This window comes from Nitrosomonas oligotropha, assembly GCF_009833085.1.
In the GTDB taxonomy this organism is placed as follows: Bacteria; Pseudomonadota; Gammaproteobacteria; order Burkholderiales; family Nitrosomonadaceae; genus Nitrosomonas; species Nitrosomonas oligotropha.
The window spans coordinates 22,045-39,229 of record NZ_QRBZ01000011.1; the positions used below are offsets into that span (position 1 = coordinate 22,045).

20 protein-coding genes are annotated in these 17,185 nt (G+C 44.8%); 13 read left to right on the forward strand and 7 right to left on the reverse strand.

Annotated elements, in window-relative coordinates:
- Positions 1–532 precede the first annotated feature (532 nt).
- Entirely contained in the window at positions 533–787 is a 255-nt protein-coding gene (locus tag ABD07_RS04210; protein ID WP_160817262.1) for a hypothetical protein, read from the forward strand.
- 105 nt (positions 788–892) lie between these two features.
- Here ABD07_RS04210 and ABD07_RS04215 read toward each other — a convergent pair whose 3' ends face one another.
- Positions 893–2,044, reverse strand: coding sequence for a class I SAM-dependent RNA methyltransferase (locus ABD07_RS04215; RefSeq protein ID WP_160817263.1), 1,152 nt, complete (start codon positions 2,042–2,044; stop codon positions 893–895).
- Between the two features lie 41 nt (positions 2,045–2,085).
- Between ABD07_RS04215 and msrB the strand changes: the two genes are divergently transcribed.
- The 7 genes from msrB (at position 2,086) to ABD07_RS14685 (ending at position 8,465) form a co-directional block, all read left to right on the forward strand.
- The gene (gene msrB, locus ABD07_RS04220; RefSeq protein ID WP_160817264.1) at positions 2,086–2,553 is read left to right on the forward strand and encodes a peptide-methionine (R)-S-oxide reductase MsrB; all 468 of its coding nucleotides are present in this window, start codon (positions 2,086–2,088) and stop codon (positions 2,551–2,553) included.
- Positions 2,537–3,997, forward strand: a complete 1,461-nt coding sequence (gene nhaC / locus ABD07_RS04225) for a Na+/H+ antiporter NhaC (RefSeq protein ID WP_240142403.1) — start codon at positions 2,537–2,539, stop codon at positions 3,995–3,997. Before msrB ends, nhaC begins: the two co-directional genes overlap by 17 nt.
- A gap of 2 nt (positions 3,998–3,999) precedes the next feature.
- Positions 4,000–4,395: a lysophosphatidic acid receptor gene (locus ABD07_RS04230; protein WP_160817265.1), complete on the forward strand. Its 396-nt coding sequence runs from the start codon at positions 4,000–4,002 to the stop codon at positions 4,393–4,395.
- 267 nt (positions 4,396–4,662) lie between these two features.
- Complete coding sequence (locus tag ABD07_RS04235) at positions 4,663–5,283, forward strand: PEP-CTERM sorting domain-containing protein (RefSeq protein ID WP_160817266.1); 621 nt, start codon at positions 4,663–4,665, stop codon at positions 5,281–5,283.
- 184 nt (positions 5,284–5,467) lie between these two features.
- Positions 5,468–6,403 (forward strand): helix-turn-helix transcriptional regulator, encoded by a 936-nt coding sequence (locus tag ABD07_RS04240; RefSeq protein ID WP_160817267.1) that lies wholly within the window; start codon positions 5,468–5,470, stop codon positions 6,401–6,403.
- A gap of 329 nt (positions 6,404–6,732) precedes the next feature.
- A complete protein-coding gene (locus ABD07_RS14930) occupies positions 6,733–7,425 on the forward strand; it encodes a PEP-CTERM sorting domain-containing protein (protein WP_240142404.1) in 693 nt (230 codons plus the stop codon).
- 311 nt (positions 7,426–7,736) lie between these two features.
- Complete coding sequence (locus tag ABD07_RS14685) at positions 7,737–8,465, forward strand: PEP-CTERM sorting domain-containing protein (RefSeq protein ID WP_164502752.1); 729 nt, start codon at positions 7,737–7,739, stop codon at positions 8,463–8,465.
- A gap of 288 nt (positions 8,466–8,753) precedes the next feature.
- Here the strand turns inward: ABD07_RS14685 and ABD07_RS04255 are convergent, their stop codons facing one another.
- On the reverse strand, positions 8,754–9,191 hold the full coding sequence (locus ABD07_RS04255) for a CopD family protein (protein WP_160817268.1): 438 nt from the start codon (positions 9,189–9,191) through the stop codon (positions 8,754–8,756).
- 120 nt (positions 9,192–9,311) lie between these two features.
- On the opposite strand from ABD07_RS04255, the gene ABD07_RS04260 reads away from it, so the two are divergent.
- Positions 9,312–10,817 (forward strand): carboxypeptidase M32, encoded by a 1,506-nt coding sequence (locus ABD07_RS04260; protein ID WP_160817269.1) that lies wholly within the window; start codon positions 9,312–9,314, stop codon positions 10,815–10,817.
- 13 nt (positions 10,818–10,830) lie between these two features.
- Here ABD07_RS04260 and pbpG read toward each other — a convergent pair whose 3' ends face one another.
- The 5 genes from pbpG to flgA form a co-directional block, all read right to left on the reverse strand.
- Positions 10,831–11,658 (reverse strand): D-alanyl-D-alanine endopeptidase, encoded by an 828-nt coding sequence (gene pbpG, locus ABD07_RS04265; RefSeq protein WP_132426453.1) that lies wholly within the window; start codon positions 11,656–11,658, stop codon positions 10,831–10,833.
- Positions 11,659–12,141: 483 nt separating this feature from the next.
- Positions 12,142–12,369 carry a hypothetical protein gene (locus tag ABD07_RS04270; RefSeq protein WP_108697773.1) on the reverse strand — a complete coding sequence of 76 codons (228 nt, stop codon included), beginning with the start codon at positions 12,367–12,369 and terminating at the stop codon, positions 12,142–12,144.
- Between the two features lie 200 nt (positions 12,370–12,569).
- The gene (locus ABD07_RS04275) at positions 12,570–12,938 is read right to left on the reverse strand and encodes an MTH938/NDUFAF3 family protein (RefSeq protein ID WP_160817270.1); all 369 of its coding nucleotides are present in this window, start codon (positions 12,936–12,938) and stop codon (positions 12,570–12,572) included.
- Positions 12,939–13,021: 83 nt separating this feature from the next.
- A complete protein-coding gene (locus ABD07_RS04280) occupies positions 13,022–13,300 on the reverse strand; it encodes a phosphopantetheine-binding protein (protein WP_108697771.1) in 279 nt (92 codons plus the stop codon).
- Between the two features lie 143 nt (positions 13,301–13,443).
- Positions 13,444–14,139 (reverse strand): flagellar basal body P-ring formation chaperone FlgA, encoded by a 696-nt coding sequence (gene flgA / locus ABD07_RS04285; protein WP_108697770.1) that lies wholly within the window; start codon positions 14,137–14,139, stop codon positions 13,444–13,446.
- A gap of 228 nt (positions 14,140–14,367) precedes the next feature.
- Here flgA and flgB point away from each other — a divergent pair, with 228 nt between their 5' ends.
- Genes flgB through flgE form a run of 4 tightly spaced genes read left to right on the forward strand, consistent with a single transcriptional unit; the run spans position 14,368 to position 17,156 of the window.
- Complete coding sequence (flgB, locus tag ABD07_RS04290) at positions 14,368–14,778, forward strand: flagellar basal body rod protein FlgB (protein ID WP_160817271.1); 411 nt, start codon at positions 14,368–14,370, stop codon at positions 14,776–14,778.
- 3 nt (positions 14,779–14,781) lie between these two features.
- Positions 14,782–15,186, forward strand: coding sequence for a flagellar basal body rod protein FlgC (gene flgC / locus ABD07_RS04295; RefSeq protein WP_108697768.1), 405 nt, complete (start codon positions 14,782–14,784; stop codon positions 15,184–15,186).
- 11 nt (positions 15,187–15,197) lie between these two features.
- Positions 15,198–15,866, forward strand: a complete 669-nt coding sequence (locus tag ABD07_RS04300; protein ID WP_160817272.1) for a flagellar hook assembly protein FlgD — start codon at positions 15,198–15,200, stop codon at positions 15,864–15,866.
- Positions 15,867–15,878: 12 nt separating this feature from the next.
- Positions 15,879–17,156, forward strand: coding sequence for a flagellar hook protein FlgE (gene flgE, locus ABD07_RS04305; protein WP_160817273.1), 1,278 nt, complete (start codon positions 15,879–15,881; stop codon positions 17,154–17,156).
- Positions 17,157–17,185: the final 29 nt, after the last annotated feature.

Here is a 17,185-nt window from a genome sequence, read left to right on the forward strand (position 1 = left end):
AGAAAAACTGCGCTATCACTATCAGAAATCATTAAGTCCCTGTTGCTGTAAGGGTAAGCTAACACAATGAATGTGAATAAAAAGTGAAATGGATGTGAATAAAAAGTGAAGATAACGAGGTATGAAAGAACTTTCTCAAACTGCTTGTCCGGTTGCAGAGAATCGAATTCATGGAGTTCTGACGGTTTTTGATTGAGCGGAATAATGAGTATTTTTTGCGGTGATTTAAAAGTGGAAAAATAGAAATTTTTTCCGCTTGCAACAAAAAAATGAAAGGATGCTAAATCAGTACTCTAACTGGAATTGATGGGTCGCATTGACTGAAAGATCCATCGTGAATTTCACTAAAAGTGAATAAGTTGCTGTGAATAAAATTTAATTGATTTTAGATATTCAATTTCGATTAAAAAGATTGTGAATATTTTGTGAGAATGTTGTAAAATTTATGTGAATTTTGCCGCTTTTGAGATTCTGAATTATTCGGAATGCGTCTGAATAGGCAAATTTTGCAAACTCTTCTATAGGAGGCTTTATGAAAATGAGCCAATTTCTTTTTGTAATAGCGATAAAAATCTGCTTTGTAGTGTTCGGTATTATTCCATTGGTTAGCGTTATTTTATTTGGCGCTCTCCCGACATTGCCACAAATACACTCTGTTGTAGGTTGGGTGGGGTTAGAAGTGGCGAGTGGATCAATTCTGTTTCTGAGCTATCTTGCTGTTGCAATGTTGTATATTGTGTCCAAAAATAAAGCGCGTTTTTCTTCAGTAAAAGTTACAGCAGCTTAAATCCTTATTAGCCTTATAAGGAGTCAATGCTAACAATCCGTCAGTATTGACTCCTTTTTTATTCCTCTTCGATTTACTTTCCAATCTGCAAACCCGGCCGGGTGCTCAAATCTTTCTAAATTCCGCCAATATTTCAATATGCGGGGTATGCGGAAACAAATCAATCAGTTGAATCTCGTTTATTTGCCAGTTGTTTTGTTGAAAGAACCAAGCATCGCGCGCAAAAGTTTCCGGGTTACAGGAGATATAAATAATCGTTTCTAACGCAGCGAAGCAGGAAAAAAAGCCTTGATGCTTTTTCAGTCCGGCGCGTGGCGGGTCCAAAACCAACGTGGTTGCATCGCTTACCGTTTTTTGTATGCTCCTCCAAATAGATGGACTGAAAAGATCCGCGACTTTGGGAGTCACTTTGGCTAGAGCTTTGCTTTTTAATGATTGAATGGCATCCGGGTCGGATTCGTAAGCGATAAGTGCAGTGCAGTTCGATTCCGCAATGATTTGCGTGAAATTCCCAGAGCCGCAAAATAATTCCACCGCTTTTCCAACATTAGGGTTACGAGCGAGTGCATTCCTTAGCCACTGTTGCATCCATTGATTTTGCTGCGTGTTACCCTGTTTGAACGGGCGTTTCTGGTTTGAACGGATTTCCTCCGGTTGCATGTCGTCATCCAGCTCGATAAACAGCCAACTGTCTCCGCAGTTTTCCTGCCACGTTTTATTGGGTAACTGCTGAATTGCTGCTTGCAGAAGGTTCCGGCATTGTTCATTGAGTACCAGACAATCATTCACCGGTGCAATGTGCTGCGAGTTTTCGGATACGAAACCGAGCTTTACTCCGTCCGTTTTAATTTGGCAACGGTTGCGGTAACCATATGTTTGCGGTGCTGGCTGAATAGCGTCGACATTCAATTGAGCTGGATCAAAACCGGCTCGCTGCATGGCATAGAGGAAGCGATTTCGTTTTTGCTCGAGCTGGCTTGTATAATTAGCGATCATCCAGGAGCAACCGGTACAGGCATTTTCTTCCAAACTGACAAAAGGGCATGCGGGTATTTGTCTTTGTGCGGAAGGTTGCGTGAGCTGTATCAATTTGGCATAAGCAAATTTTTTATTATTCAGCGGTTTGTCAATGGTTTCAAACTCGCCGCTATCTCCTGGCCAAGTGCCATAAACAAAATAAGAAATGTTATTCTGGGTGTTTTTGACAACACCCAAGCCCTTTTGCGATAAATGCGTTACCGTCCCTGTGAATTTCATGATGAATAGTCAGTTATAGTTATTGAAAAGGAGGATCCGTGATGGTGAATCACTATGAAAATTTTGCTAAAGATCCTGAATTGTTGAAAGCCGATTTGTCACCGTTGCAGTATCAGGTGACGCAAAATGCCGGTACCGAACCGCCATTCCAGAATGAATACTGGGATCACAAAGCTGCCGGGATTTATGTTGACATTGTATCGGGTGAGCCGCTGTTTGCATCAATTCATAAATTTGATTCGGGCACCGGATGGCCCAGTTTTTACCGGCCGATTCACGAGCAGTATATCCGGCTTAAGAGCGATTATGCGATGTGGATGCCGTGCACGGAAGCCCGCAGCCGTTATGCGGATAGTCATTTGGGGCACGTGTTCAACGACGGCCCGCCGCCAACCGGCCTGCGTTATTGCATCAACTCGGCTGCGTTAAGGTTTGTAAGAAAAGAAGATTTACAAGCGGAAGGGTATGGCGAATTGATTGCATTATTCGCGGATGAAGAAAGAAAATAGGCTGGCAATGACAGAAACCAACTTACCCATTGAAGAGTTACTGACTACACACCGGCTGCCAACGCTATTGCAAGCGCTGGTTTGCTTTGCCGGTGTGTTTCTGTTGATTTCGCTGGGTATGTTCGTATTTGCGATCAGCATTCATGCCGTTATTTTTCTGGCATTGATTTGGGTGTGTCTGCAAGCGCGCTGGCTGGGTTATTCCTTTATCGATATCCGGGGCATGATGGATGATGGCATCATCAAAGCGCTGCCAGCAATCTATATTTTTCTGTTGATCGGCATGGTCATTGCCAGCTTCATGCAGAGCGGCACCATCGCCAGCCTGCTGTATTACGGATTGGATTTGTTGAGTCCGGGCACATTCTTGGCAGCAGGACTGATCTTATGCAGTTTCATGTCGGTTGCTACCGGTACTTCCTGGGGGACGGTTGGAACCATTGGCGTGGTGTTGATTGGCATCGGTGAGGCGATGAGCATTCCGCTGCCGCTCGTGGCCGGTATGATCATTTCCGGCGCCACTTTCGGCGATAAATTGTCGCCTATCTCGGATACTACCAATCTGGCGGCCATGAGTGCCGGAACGGGCTTATATCGGCATATCGGTTCCATGCTCTACACGACCATACCGACGTTACTGATTGTCCTGGTGATCTTCATTATGATCGGAGAGCACTACAGCGATAATGCCTTGCCGCGAGCGCATATCGATGAAATCCGCGCCGCTTTGGCAGGTGCTTATCAATTAGATGGCTGGGTGACACTGCTACCGTTGCTGCTGATGTTCGGTTTGAGTATCAAACGATACGCCGCCGAAGTGAGCATGTCATGCAGCATCGTGCTGGCCATGCTGATTGCCATCGCTTATCAAGGCAGAGATGGCGTTGATGTGCTCAACGCATTGTGGGTCAATTCACCGGGCACTACCGGAATTGAGAATATCGACGATCTACTCGGGCGCGGTGGATTGTTCAGCATGGCGTGGACGCTATTGCTATCCATCATGGCGCTGGCGCTCGGCGGAATTATGCATCATGCCGGGTTTCTGCAAGTGCTGCTCACGCATGTTATCGCGCGCATTCAGCGCGTCAGCACATTGATCGCGACCACCATCCTGTCCGGGTTGATCGGTAACATTGCGATGGGTGAAGCATATATCTCGATTATTCTCAATTGCCAGCTGTTCAAGAGCGCCTACCTTGAAAGGAAGGTCGATAGGGCGGTGCTGTCCCGCTCAGTCGAAGAAGGCGCCACATTGACTACCGGACTCATTCCGTGGACAACGGCGGGTACTTTTTATGTAGCGACATTGGGTATTCCAACACTGGATTACGCGCCCTATGCTTTGCTGAATTTATTGAATCCTTTCGTTTCCATTGCAATGGCCATCGTTGGCATCGGCTTGTTGCAGGAAAAAAATACACCGCAACCGCAGAAGGAATAAAGATGAACGAAGTGTCAAATCACCGCAGTCATTGGAAAATTATACTCATTATTTTGACCGCTCTAGCAGGCGGTTTTTTATTGTCGTTTCTTGGCTTCGTTTTACTGTGGAGCGGTATTCCTTGGCTTGTCCAGTTAATCATGATTTTGCCATTTATGCTTTTGTCCTATGGCATATTGCGCTGGAGCAGGGGTGCGATAGGGGTGTGTGCTTTTATCGGCATTGGCGCTGCACCGTTAGGGGTATTGATCATGCAGTTTCGTGATACAAACGGTTCGCACCTAATGCCAATACTGATTGTGACCGGCTGGCTGATCGGAATCTGTGCCGGCTGCTATTGGGGGAGGTTGTCCCGGAAATCTTCAGTCAATTCGTCAAAAGATGTTGTTTCATCTTGATTTTCTCTTCTCCAAGAAAGTCGCTTTTTTCTGCTTAAATGGGTTGAGGCAATGACATTCCCGGGACAGAATTCCTGGTAATCTTAGTCGTAACATACTACTAACTCATTATAAAATAAGGATTAAAAGACTATAGATTTAAGTTATCCCGCAGATTAACATGCAATCATCATGAATTCATGTGCTGAATCCACTGAACAAAGTTTGGTAGTGAAATTCAAGCGATCCATTTAATTTTTGCTTTATTAATATTTGCGGGAATAAGAAATGAGTAAACGATTTTATCTGCACAATACAATGATTGGGGCGATGCTGCTGATGGCCGGAGGGTCTGCGCACGCTGGACTCTCGTTTGTGGTAACCGATACAGCCACTCGAACCGAAGCATTTAACATCGCAGGATTCGCTACACTACCCATTGGCTCAGCTGTTAGCCTTGGTCATCTCGATTACACCGGGCCAGAGGCGCAAACAGTTACTTATACTTATCTTGGTCAGGAATCCGGTTTTGTTGACAAATTTTATAACACGTTGAGCGGAGCCAAACTGCTGGAATCCAATGCGGTTGGAACTTCAATCAGCTCGGTGGTGAGCACGGCCGGGCCGCTGAGCTTCAAATTTGAGGGAGACACCAGTAAATTTGCCATTAATGGTGGTCACTGGGATAAAGGCACATCGATCGGATTGATTGGCACAAACATGCTGATCGGATCTGCAACCTATGCCTATGTACTTGGCTACAATGACAGTGCGGGAACTAAGTATCTGGGTGACTGGGACGATTTCGTGATCGGTGTAAGCGCTGTTCCTGAACCGGAGACTTATGCAATGTTGCTGGTCGGACTTGGTTTGGTGGGATTCTCATTAAGCAAGCAGAGACACAGATAAAGCATCGACCGCTTGTTTTTTGCTATTTCCAGCGGTAAAAGGCGCTATGGTGAATGTGTCTTTATCTGAACTGACTAACTTTAGCGCCTATGCAATACAATGCATAAAAGCTCAGAAAGAAAAAAGCGGTTATAAGAAGCAACGCCCAATTTAATGCGATGAACGATACCGGAATCATACGAAATTGAAATCATTTATCGATATTCAATGCTTGAAGGCTGATAAGAAACGGCAGGAGTATTCTGACTCCGCTTCTTTGAATCGGCGTTTGCTTGACCGGCGGCAGCAACAGTTTGACCGGCGCAATATGTCGGCTTTACGCGGGCAAGCACGCTATGACCGGCGCCGGAATGATCGGCGCGATTTATTCATGCTGCAGAAGCAGCCGCTCACTATGCGCACGGAATTAGTGAATGCAGGGTTAACACCGTTGTTTTCCACGGCGGCAGGCTATCGCGCTGATTTGCTTCGTATATGGGTCATTACCGAGCAAGCGGATTTAAACACTCATCTGCGCAGTTATTCGGATAACTCACCTTATATCTGTATCAATCAATACAACAGCAAAGAAGCTGAGGCCGCAAGTGCCAAATTAGGAGAAATATATCCGGATGCCATCCTGATCGATATGCGGCTAGCGTCTGACAGAGTGGTCGAGCAGTTGCGGATGATCAGAAAAAAGATGGCGTCCGCTAAGATAATCCTGCTTTACGAGCAAAACCCACCGGATTTTATCGATGAAATTATCGAGTTTCGCATATCCGGGTTTTTACCGGTTGGCGCCGATCATAAAATATTTGAAAAAGCGATACAGGTCATCGTTCACCGGGAAGAGTTGTGGTTTCCTCATCCCGTGGTGCGGCGGATATTCGATGCGTTGTCCGGATGGCACAATACTTCTTGTGCGATTCCGCCAAGAGATATTGTGCTGACTAAGAGTGAACAAGGAATCATAAAGCTGGTAACAAAAGGGTTGACCAACAAGCAGATTGCGCAGCAGCTTACTGTTAGTCCGGAAACAGTGAAAAAACATTTAAAATCGGTTTTTATCAAAACCGGTGTCCGGAATCGCAGTCAACTAGTATCCGGTTATTTTTTCAAGATAAACGATTCCAATTAATGCCGTGTTCGTCATTAATTGTTACTAAAGCGATACGTCTGCTCGCTTTGGTTTCGCAACTGACCATTTGATGCAATATTTTTCTGCTGCGCATGGTACCCATTTAGGGAATATTAATTTTAATCATAGTGTAGGAATATACGAGGGCGGAAAAGATTTTTCTTAAACTTTGGAAAAATGACTACCGGTGCATAACTGAGAGTGTCAAGTTGACTCTGCAACCTGTGTTAAATGTAAGGCAAAGCGTATTTATAAGTAACAGGTAGACAATTTACAGCAAAGCTTAAATTTATCTATCTGAATTTGTAGTTTTAAAAAAGGAGCTTAGAATGAAAAAAAAATTAGCAATTATAACGGCCTCGATACTGAGTATTGTTGCAGCACCTTTATTTGCTAGTGTCGGCGACACAGCAACTTATAAATTCGACTTGCCCGCCACATCGTCATTTAGCTCAGGCTATCCTACTGTTGCAGAACTTAAAATTACAGAAACAGCGGCTGGTGTCGTCACATTTGAATTAACTCCGAATTGGGCATCTCCGGGTTTCTCGCATAATGATTCGACAGTGAATAGACTCGATTTTGTCTACCAAGGACCGGCGCTTACAAGTGCAAACTTTTCACAACCGGCGATCCATGGAGCTGACATCGATAAGTTCACTTACCACAGTGATATTACGATGGACAGTAGCTACAAATCAGATGATCAGCATATCGTGATCGATTGGTTTGCACACAATAAATCCAACCGGTTTGACGACACACCTTATACCAACAGTATCTGGACAATATCGGGTACGGGTGTAGATATTACGGATTTTACCGGTACAAAGGCTACAACAACGTCGGGTAAACCAGAACCTATTTTTGGCATTATATCGGTAGATCCTTATTCGTTGAGAGATCCTCATCCAACACCTTCAAACTGGGTTTCAGCAGTTCCGGAGCCGGAAACCTATGCGATGCTGCTGATCGGATTGGGATTGATTGGATTTACACTGCGTCACCAAAGAAGTTTGTGATTGATATCTAATAAAGATAAAAATAACGACTCTCTTTTTTAGGACAAACTAGAAAAGAAACTTGACGAGAGATTCAATGATTCTGATTGAATCTCTTTTATTTTTTATGACTGTTAATCACGGTAAAGTTTTTTCATGTTCTTTCAGTAATGACAAGTGTGAGTTTCTGCTAGGACAAAAGTCATAATAAATCAGGAGGATCGGTCTATTGTATTAGATTACTCCTGAAGTTATTGTTACTACAAGTGATGGAATTTATTTCTATCTAAAATAAAAAATCAAAATTAAGTATTCTTATAGGAGCATTTAAAATGCGTGTTTTGTCTGTTGCATCACTCTTAACCTTGCTAAGCGCCCCAGTAGTTGCGGCGCCTGTAGTCTTCGACTTTGCCAACTTGAAGTATAGTGGCGGCATTAATACCGGTTTTCTGCCAACGGATGGAATTGCCTGCAGTGGCGGCGATCTATGCAGTTCGAACATTGCATCGTCACTCAGCGGTGATTTAAGTTTCACCAATGGCGGACTTACCGTGCACGCCCAAGGCTCATTCAATGGTGGCGCTTTTGGTTCCAGAGCAGCTGTTGTCCAAGATCATGAAAATGGCTACAACGGAAAACTTTCTGGAAAAGATGCAATCGGCGCCGGTTTAGGTGTTTATCACAAGAAGGATGATACCAGTGACGATAACATCACTGAAAAAGAAGCAATCTGGCTGCATTTCGACCAGAATGTTTCATTGTCTTCAGTCGGTTTTCGTGCGGAAGGGCATAATACGACGGGCTGGATCGCTAATGCGACTTTCCAATACAGTTTCGACAATTCAACCTGGACTACAGGATTACTACCAAAAGACGTAGGCCAATTTGCTTTGAGTCACACCGGACATGACTTTTACTTCAGATTCGGTGGCGGTAGCAAAGCAGATCAATTTTATATTAGCTCAATGACGGTATCGGCAGTTCCAGAACCGGAAACTTATGCCATGCTGCTGATTGGATTGGGTTTGGTAGGTTTCTCATTACGCAATAAGAAAGGATAAACGTCATTAAAATAAAGATAAAGAAATCCGGTTCTTTCTAGCGTAAGCTGAAGAAAGAACATTTAGGAGAGATTCAAACGTTTAGAGTTGAATCTCTCTTTTTTATTTTGAATTGGGTGATCTTTTATAACCCGAGGCTAGTGTTTTTTAGAAGGCATCAAGCTTTTAATTTGCGTGCTGCTTCGGCAAGCCGGAGAAGCTTCTGGATTGGCACAAGAATAGACTCAGAGAAAGAAATCCGCTCTCTGATTATGCCAAGATTGTCATTTCGAGCGGCTGTGAGAAATCTTAAAGCGCAGAAACTATCGCTAATAAATCCGGTTTTACCACGACCAATATCACCACCGCAAACAGAACCAGCACCGGAAATTCGTTGAACCAGCGGTAAAACACGTGGCCGTGTTGATTGGCATCATTTTTAAACGCTTTGACGTATCTTCCGCAGTAATAATGGTAGTAAATCAATATCAAAACCAGTGCTACTTTGGCATACAGCCAATCGCCGGAAAAGCCATAGCCCATCCACAGCCACACACCGAACACCACAGTCAGCACCGCGCCGGGAGTCATGATGCCGTAATACAGTTTGCGTTCCATGATCTTGAAGCGTTCCTTACCCGGCGCGTCTTCGCACATGGCGTGATAGACGAATAAGCGCGGCAGGTAGAAAAGCCCAGCAAACCAGGTGACCATGAAAATGATGTGCAGTGATTTTATCCAGAGCATGGCAGTACGATTGACTAGTGTTAAAGTTGGTATGATACTGGGCTTGCGATGTTCGCGCCATCCCTTGGAATCGATAGAGCGCGTGCACTGTTTAAAATTGAATTAAGAAGCGAGATTACGATGAATCAGCACTATCAGAATTTAGTTCAGAAACTGGAAGAAATCACGCACTTGAACGGTGTTATGAGCACGCTGGGCTGGGACCAGGAAGTGATGATGCCGGCCGGTGCCAGCGATGCGCGTGCTAAGCAGATTGCAGCTCTGGCAGGAGTGATTCATGAACGTATGACCGATCCGGCGCTGGGTGAGTGCTTACACGAGCTCAAGGAAAAGGATTTTGCTGCTTTGGGCGAGATGGAGCGCTGTAATATTCGCGAGGCGTTGTACAGTTACGAACTGGAAACGAAAGTGCCGAAACGACTGGTGCAGGAGCTGGCCGAGCTGGGATCGCGTGGGCATGGCGTATGGGTAACTGCGCGTCAGGAAAATAGATTTGCCGATTTTGCACCGGTGCTGAAGCGATTCTTACAGCTGAAGACCGAGTGGGCGCAGTGTGTGTCACCGGATTTAGAGCCTTACGATGCGAGTATCGATTTGTTTGAACGTGGCACGACGATGGACGTGATCACGCCGGTCTTTGAGCGCCTGAAGCAGGAATTGGTACCACTGATCGCTGCGATTCAAAGCCATCCGGTTCAGCCGGATACATCGTTCTTGCAGGGCAGGTTTGCGCTGGATAAGCAAGAAGCATTGGCGCGCAAAATCAGCCAGGACATGGGTTTTAATATTGAGCAGGGACGTATCGATGTATCGGTGCATCCGTTTTGCGGCGGCAGCCATCCGACCGATGTGCGTATTACGACTCGCTATAAAGACAGTAATTTTGTCGAATCCTTGTATTCGGTGATCCATGAGACCGGTCATGCGCTCTACGAACAGGGGCGTCCGCATGAACTCGGCGATTTGCCGGTTACGGAATCCTTGACGATGGGCATCCACGAATCTCAGTCGCTGTTCTGGGAACGCATGATCGCGCAAAGCAAGCCCTTCTGCGCGTATTATTTTGAAACGATTCGCGCGGCGTTTCCGGAGAATCTGCAATCCGCGACTGTGGATTCTTTTTATCGCGCAATCAATACGTGCAAGCCGGATTTTATTCGTGTGGAAGCGGATGAGCTGACGTATCCGCTGCATGTGATTTTGCGTTATGAAATCGAGAAAGGGCTGTTTGATGGATCGATGAGCGTCGATAATTTGCCGGAAATCTGGAATGAATTAATGCAAAAATACTTGGGAATTAAACCGCCGACCGATGCGTTGGGGGTATTGCAGGATTCGCACTGGAGCGGCGGCGCGTTTGGGTACTTTCCTTCATACACGCTGGGTGCGATGTATGCGTGCCAGTTCTATAACACGTTGCTGCGCGAGCAACCGGTTACTGAAAGAAACATCGCTACAGGAAATTTTGCACCTATTAAGAATTGGTTGAACGAAAAAATCCATCGTCAGGGTAAGCTTTATACACCACAACAGCTGGTTGAGCGTGTTACCGGCGAACCGCTGAATCCAGATTATTTCGTCGATTATCTGAAGAATAAGTACAGTGAAATTTATCGGTTAGCCTGAGCGCGCGCTGATTTTATGCTTGACGGCGGCCCTGATTGCTTTCGATCCATTTTTTGACGCGATTGGCGTCACCAATGCGGGTGTTTTTACCCCAGGAATTGAGCAACACAATCACCATCGGCTGCCCGGAAATTTTCGCTTGCATCACCAGACAACGTCCGGCTTCACTCAAATAGCCGGTTTTGGAAACATTGATGTCCCAGCCTTGATTACGTACCAGACTGTTGGAATTGACATACTGTAATTGACCGCGTTTGTTTCCAGGTGATACGGAATGTTGCGATGTGGTGGAGAATTCACGAATAGCCGCATAGTTATTCGAAGCTGCAACCATTTTGGCGAGATCGCGTGCAGTTGCAACATTGCCGCTATTCAAGCCGGTAGAGTCGACAAAACGGGAGTTGTTCATGCCCAATTTCTTGGCTTTGGCATTCATGGCGCTCACAAATGCTTTGGCGCCGCCCGGATAAGTGCGACCAAGCGCTGCTGCGGCGCGATTTTCAGATGACATCAATGCCAATCGCAATAACTCCTGGCGTGGATATGTGCTGCCAACGGGCAAGCGTGACGATGAGTGTTTCAGCTTATCGACATCGGCGTTCGTGATCGTGATTTTTTCATGCGGCGACAGACGTGCATCAAGGGTAACCATAGCGGTCATTAGCTTGGTGATGGAAGCGATGGGCATTACCTTGTCGGCGTTTTTATCGTAGATAACACGATCATTTTGCGCATTAAATACGAGTGCGGCTTGAGATTTGATATCCGGGTTGTTTTTCTGCGCTAAAGCGTGGCTGGTTAAAAAGGATAGGACACAAAATAAAAAAAATCCCCATTTCATTCTTTCTTCTCTCCTGATGACAAAAAAAGCAAGTTCTTATGAATTTACCTAAGTATTTTTATGAATGAGGATGGTGTCAATTTAGAGTTTTTGTATGATGCATACTTAATTTTACTATATCTCGATCTATATTTTTATAAAAATTTAAAAATAAATTCTTTATTTGCATAAAGTTAACAGATTCTGTTGATGATGACATTACGGGATTCTGTGTAACAGAATGATATTAAAAGCTTAATGCCATTAGCAATTAAAAATAGAGGTGTGTGATATTACAGACTACCCATGAGTGTATGAAGATTACTGAGGTTTGCGCGTAAAGCAGAAAGGCATTTTATTTTCGAGGGAGATGAGATGATAGGCCAAGTCGATATTTGCTGAATATTTCTCTCAATTCAATCTATCTTTAGATCGGATGAAGCAAAAATCAGCCTGTTTATCTAACTTGACCTATTCGCCAGTTACTATAGAACTGACTTATTATTACTTGCCAAAATTTGGTTGTTTGATTTTAGCGGGACAGGTGATCATTTCACCATCGGTGCGATCTCTGGTTTTTTCGCCGTCTTTTTTACCTTCGCAAGCCATTTTATTCAGAATATCTTGAGCAGCCATCGGTGGCATTTTAGATTCCTTGTTTCCACTTGCCATGGTCACAGAAGAACCCATCAAAAAAACCAAACCAACTGCAGCGATAAGAAATTTGTTCATTTTCCACTCCTATATTAATGTTATGAAGGAAGCCAATTTTAATATACCTGACTTACCAACCATGAATTTATCACAATCATAACTGTCAGGCCATTTCTTTTTAAAATCTTGTGTATTGAAGAAGCGAATTTTTATATTAACTGTGTCCGATCGAACCAAAATTCAGCGGCGCGAAAGCGATATGTGTCTTTGTTGTAACGCTAAATCAAAAGAGCCGCAGCGACACGACGCCCTTCTTCAACCAGGATATTATAAGTGCGGCAACAAGCTTTTGTATCCATTATCTCAATTCCGATTCCCAATTTTGTTAGTTGACTGAGCAATGTGTGACTGGGGAATTTATGCTGAGCGCCGGTACCGAGAAGGATGATCTCCGGTGAATGCGGCAGCAGGCCTTCAAAATGCTGAGCTTGGAGCTCTTGAACAGATAGTGCAGGCCAATTCTCGATCAACTGATCAGGCAGCACAATCAAGTTTTTTTCGTAACGCGTGTGATTAATCAATACATATCCTTCACCATAACCCGTGAAAATATATTGCTGTGCGAAATTTGCGAGATGAAGCTTCACTGATCTGTTTCCTCGTATTTGCGAATCTATCGTGAGCGATTATGCATCATTCCGGTCAAAAAACAATTGTTGCCACAAAAGTTTTACCCGGATTGTTTGTCATGGTCTGCTATTTTCTGTTCTACAAAATCAACTAAGGTACCGAGTGTCGCAAATGTTTTTGCACTGATCTCATCATCTTTTATTGCGATGGAGAATTTTTTTTCCAAAGCCAGAATGATTGTTACAACTGCGACGGAATCGAGTTCAGGAATATTGCCGAGTAAAATTGTGCCAGGCTCTATTGCATCGATCCGTTTACCCAATCCCAAGGTATCAGCCAGAATCTTTTTTATTTCAGTGGTATGGCTTGTGTTTGTCACAATGAGGCGCTTGATTATTATCAGTATTAAAGAAATCCGGCGCTTATTATAAAGCTGATTGAAGATTATGACTGCGGGATTACGCAGTGCTTGCAGAAAATTCCCGGCGACTGCGGATGTAAAGAGTGCAAATGTTCAATGCGTTACGGCTGAATTTCCACGATTGAATTTGCTCGGGCCAGCCCACTGAGGATCCGGCCCGATTTATTACGAACCTGAATGACTTGTCCTTCCGCTGCGTTGGCCAATGCCTGACCTTCCGATCGAATACTGAATCCACGGCCTTGCACCACTAAATTCACTGTCTGACCGCGCACGATCACGTAGGGAGCCCGCAGCATTTGCGGACGTATCGGTTGACCGGCGGGCAAGTTGGCGGCGGCGACTTTACCGACAATTTGAGCCGCATCGGTGAGTATGCCATCCGGCATCTGCGTCAGATTGACATTCTGCGGCGCGATATCTTCATAACTCAATGTTTGCCCGGTTGATACGGGTCGTGCGATATGTAAAACATCCGCCATAACATTGATCTCAGTCTGCACATAAATAGTCCAAGCCGCAAATTCACTGTCACAACGAACGCCAATGGAGGTTTTTCCCCATAAACGTCCGCCTGCCGGCACAAAAGGCTCTAACTGAGGACACTTGGGCAATGTTAAATGCTTGTCAATCTGGCCGACATTGATCATCACCAATCCTGGCAGTGAAGCCGTATTGCTGTAGAGAAAATTCTCAATGGCGTTTTTGATCAGAGGAATTTCTTGATGCGCCACTGCTGCGTTGTGCTGTGAGGCCAGCGCAGAAGAAGCAAGCATTGGCAGACAGAGTATCGTCATTAAGCAACGTATCATAGATTGATCTCACCATTCATTTTTGCCGTATCCGGCAATTATTGCCGCTACCCGAAGCTATATTAAACGAGCATGAAAAAATCCAAGTGCAAAGATAGCACCGCTTTCATGTCTTATTTGCGGATTGGTTGATTAACTTGTGCATATATTATTGCTGGCATGCTAAATGCTAATAGATGAATAGAAAATAATTTCAATCAGGTGGTAGAGACGATGATTAACAAACTTGATAAAGAATTAAATTATCACCACAACGCCCTCAGCTTGAGAGTTGGAAGGCAAGAGTTGCTTTCCAGTAATGTGGCTAATGCCGATACGCCAAATTTCAAGGCGAAGGATATCGATTTTGCCAGCATGCTTCAGGACAGATTGTCATCGGCGCCTAGCCTGAACAAAGTAACCATGAATACGACATCATCAATGCATATTAATTCTGCTGGATCTGGAATATTCGGCGATAGCGTTTTATACCGGGTTCCCTTACAACCCAGCGCGGACGGAAATACGGTGGACATGGATATGGAGCGGACTCGATTTGCTGATAATGCCATTAAATATGATGCCAGTATTACATTTATTAACAATGAATTTAGAAACTTAACATCGGCAATGATGGAGAGATAGAAAATGTCACTATTTAATGTATTTGGTATCGCAAGTTCAGCCATGTCCGCACAATCGCAACGTTTGAATGTGGTTGCCAGTAATCTTTCCAATGCCGACAGTGTAACCAGCTCTACCGGTGAACCTTATCGTGGCAGACAGGTGGTTTTCAGTACTTTGCAAGCGGATGCGAATGGTGCCAGTGGCGTCAAGGTTGCGGGTATCGTGCACGATCAATCGCCGATGCGGCAGTTGTTTGAACCTAAACATCCGCTGGCGGATAAAAACGGTTATGTGACGATGCCGAATGTCAACGTTGTCGATGAAATGGTGAATATGATGTCAGCGTCGCGTTCATATCAGAACAGCGTCGATATGATGAATACCACCAAGTCCTTGTTACAAAAAACCCTGACTATTGGTCAATAAAGGAGCGAATAATGGATGCAGTTCAGCAAGCTAGTTCACAAACAGCCGCAACAGGCGCAACTACTGGCATCAATAGTAAAAAAGATGCTGAGAATCCACAGGATAGATTTTTGAAGCTGCTAGTCACGCAGATGAAAAATCAAGATCCGCTAAAACCGTTGGATAACGCCGAAGTTACCAGTCAATTGGCGCAAATTAGTACGGTATCGGGTATTGATAAGCTGAATTCGACGCTACAGCAATTGGTTACCAGCGCTGAAGATAATCGTTCTGTTGAAGCGATGGGACTGATCGGACATAAAGCATTCGTACCTGGCACGTCGATCAAGTTGAATGGGGATGGTGCTATAGCAGGCATTGAATTGGCGCAACCAGTCGATCAGCTCAAAGTCACCATATTGGATAGCGCCGGAATTGCCATTCGCACAATGGAGCTTGGTGCGCAACCGACAGGACTCAGCACGATCGCATGGGATGGTAATACTGACAGTGGCACTAAAGCGGTGGACGGAGACTATACCTTTGCGGTAAGCGCGAAACAAGGTGGTAATGACATTAAAGTCGATACCCTTTCATTTGGAAAGGTAAACAGCGTAATGCCTGGCGAAGGTGGTGCGCACCTGGATATGGGGGACAAATTGGGATTGGTTGGTTTGTCTGACATTAAACAGGTGTTTTGATAGGAGATTATTATGACTTTTCAACATGGCTTAAGTGGATTAAATGCGGCGTCAACCAACCTGGATGTGATTGGTAATAACATTTCCAATGCGAATACCGCCGGGTTCAAACAGTCCGTTGCGCAATTTTCCGATATTTTTGCAAACTCAATGGAAGGTACCGATACCGCACAAATCGGGATAGGATCGAAAATATCCGCAATTGCGCAACAATTTGGTCAAGGTACGATTACACCGACCAGTAATCCGTTGGACATTGCGATCAACGGCCAGGGTTTTTTCCGCGTGAGCGATAACGGTACTGTAAGCTACAGCCGGAACGGTCAATTTCATGTTGACGATTCCGGCTTTATTGTCGATGCATCGGGCGCCAATTTAACGGGTTTTATGGCAGATGTGAATGGTGATATTAAAGCGAGCGGCGTACCGACAAATTTAAAATTCGGCACTGCCGATCTTGCACCTAAGGCAACCACTACATTTGATCTGGGATTTAATCTGGATGCGCGTAAAGCGGCGATTGCAACACCCTTTAATGCAACCGATCCGAAGACTTACAACAGCACAACTTCAGGAACAGTAGTGGATAGTCTTGGGAATTCACATGTTTTGTCTTTATTTTTTCAGAAAGCGACTGCGACTGCCAATACTTGGACTGTCTTCGCTACTGTGGACGGTAAAGTAGACACTGCCGGGATACCTGTTGGTGTCAAGATAGGCGGAAGTACTTCACAATCAATGGTATTTGACGGGGATGGAAAATTACAGAGTATTGCTGCTGTTCCAGCTGTTCCATTGGATTTGGCGATAGATTTTAGCGCCATTAACCCAAAGCTTGGCGCAACAACACCGCAGACCGTTCGTCTCGATATGACAACCGCCACTCAATTTGGCTCTGATTTCGGTGTTAATGCGATTACCCAGGATGGATATACCTCCGGCCGTATGTCGGGCTTTACGATTAGCGCTGATGGCGTGATTCTTGGAAACTATAGTAGTGGTCAATCAAAAACATTGGGGCAAATTGTGCTCGCCAATTTTGTCAACCCGCAAGGTCTGGTTCCAGTCGGTGATGGTCACTGGGCAGAAACTCCTGGTTCAGGTGAGCCTTTGGTTGGTCCTCCCAAAACCGGAAATCTCGGCGTGCTTCAATCCAATGCCGTCGAAGATTCAAACGTTGATTTGACAGCGGAATTGGTGAAGCTGATTCAAGCGCAACGCTTGTATCAAGCCAGTGCTAAGCAAATTGAGACACAAGATCAGATTATTCAAACCATCACTCAAATTTAACCCGGCTTTCATTTTGAAAAATCAAATTT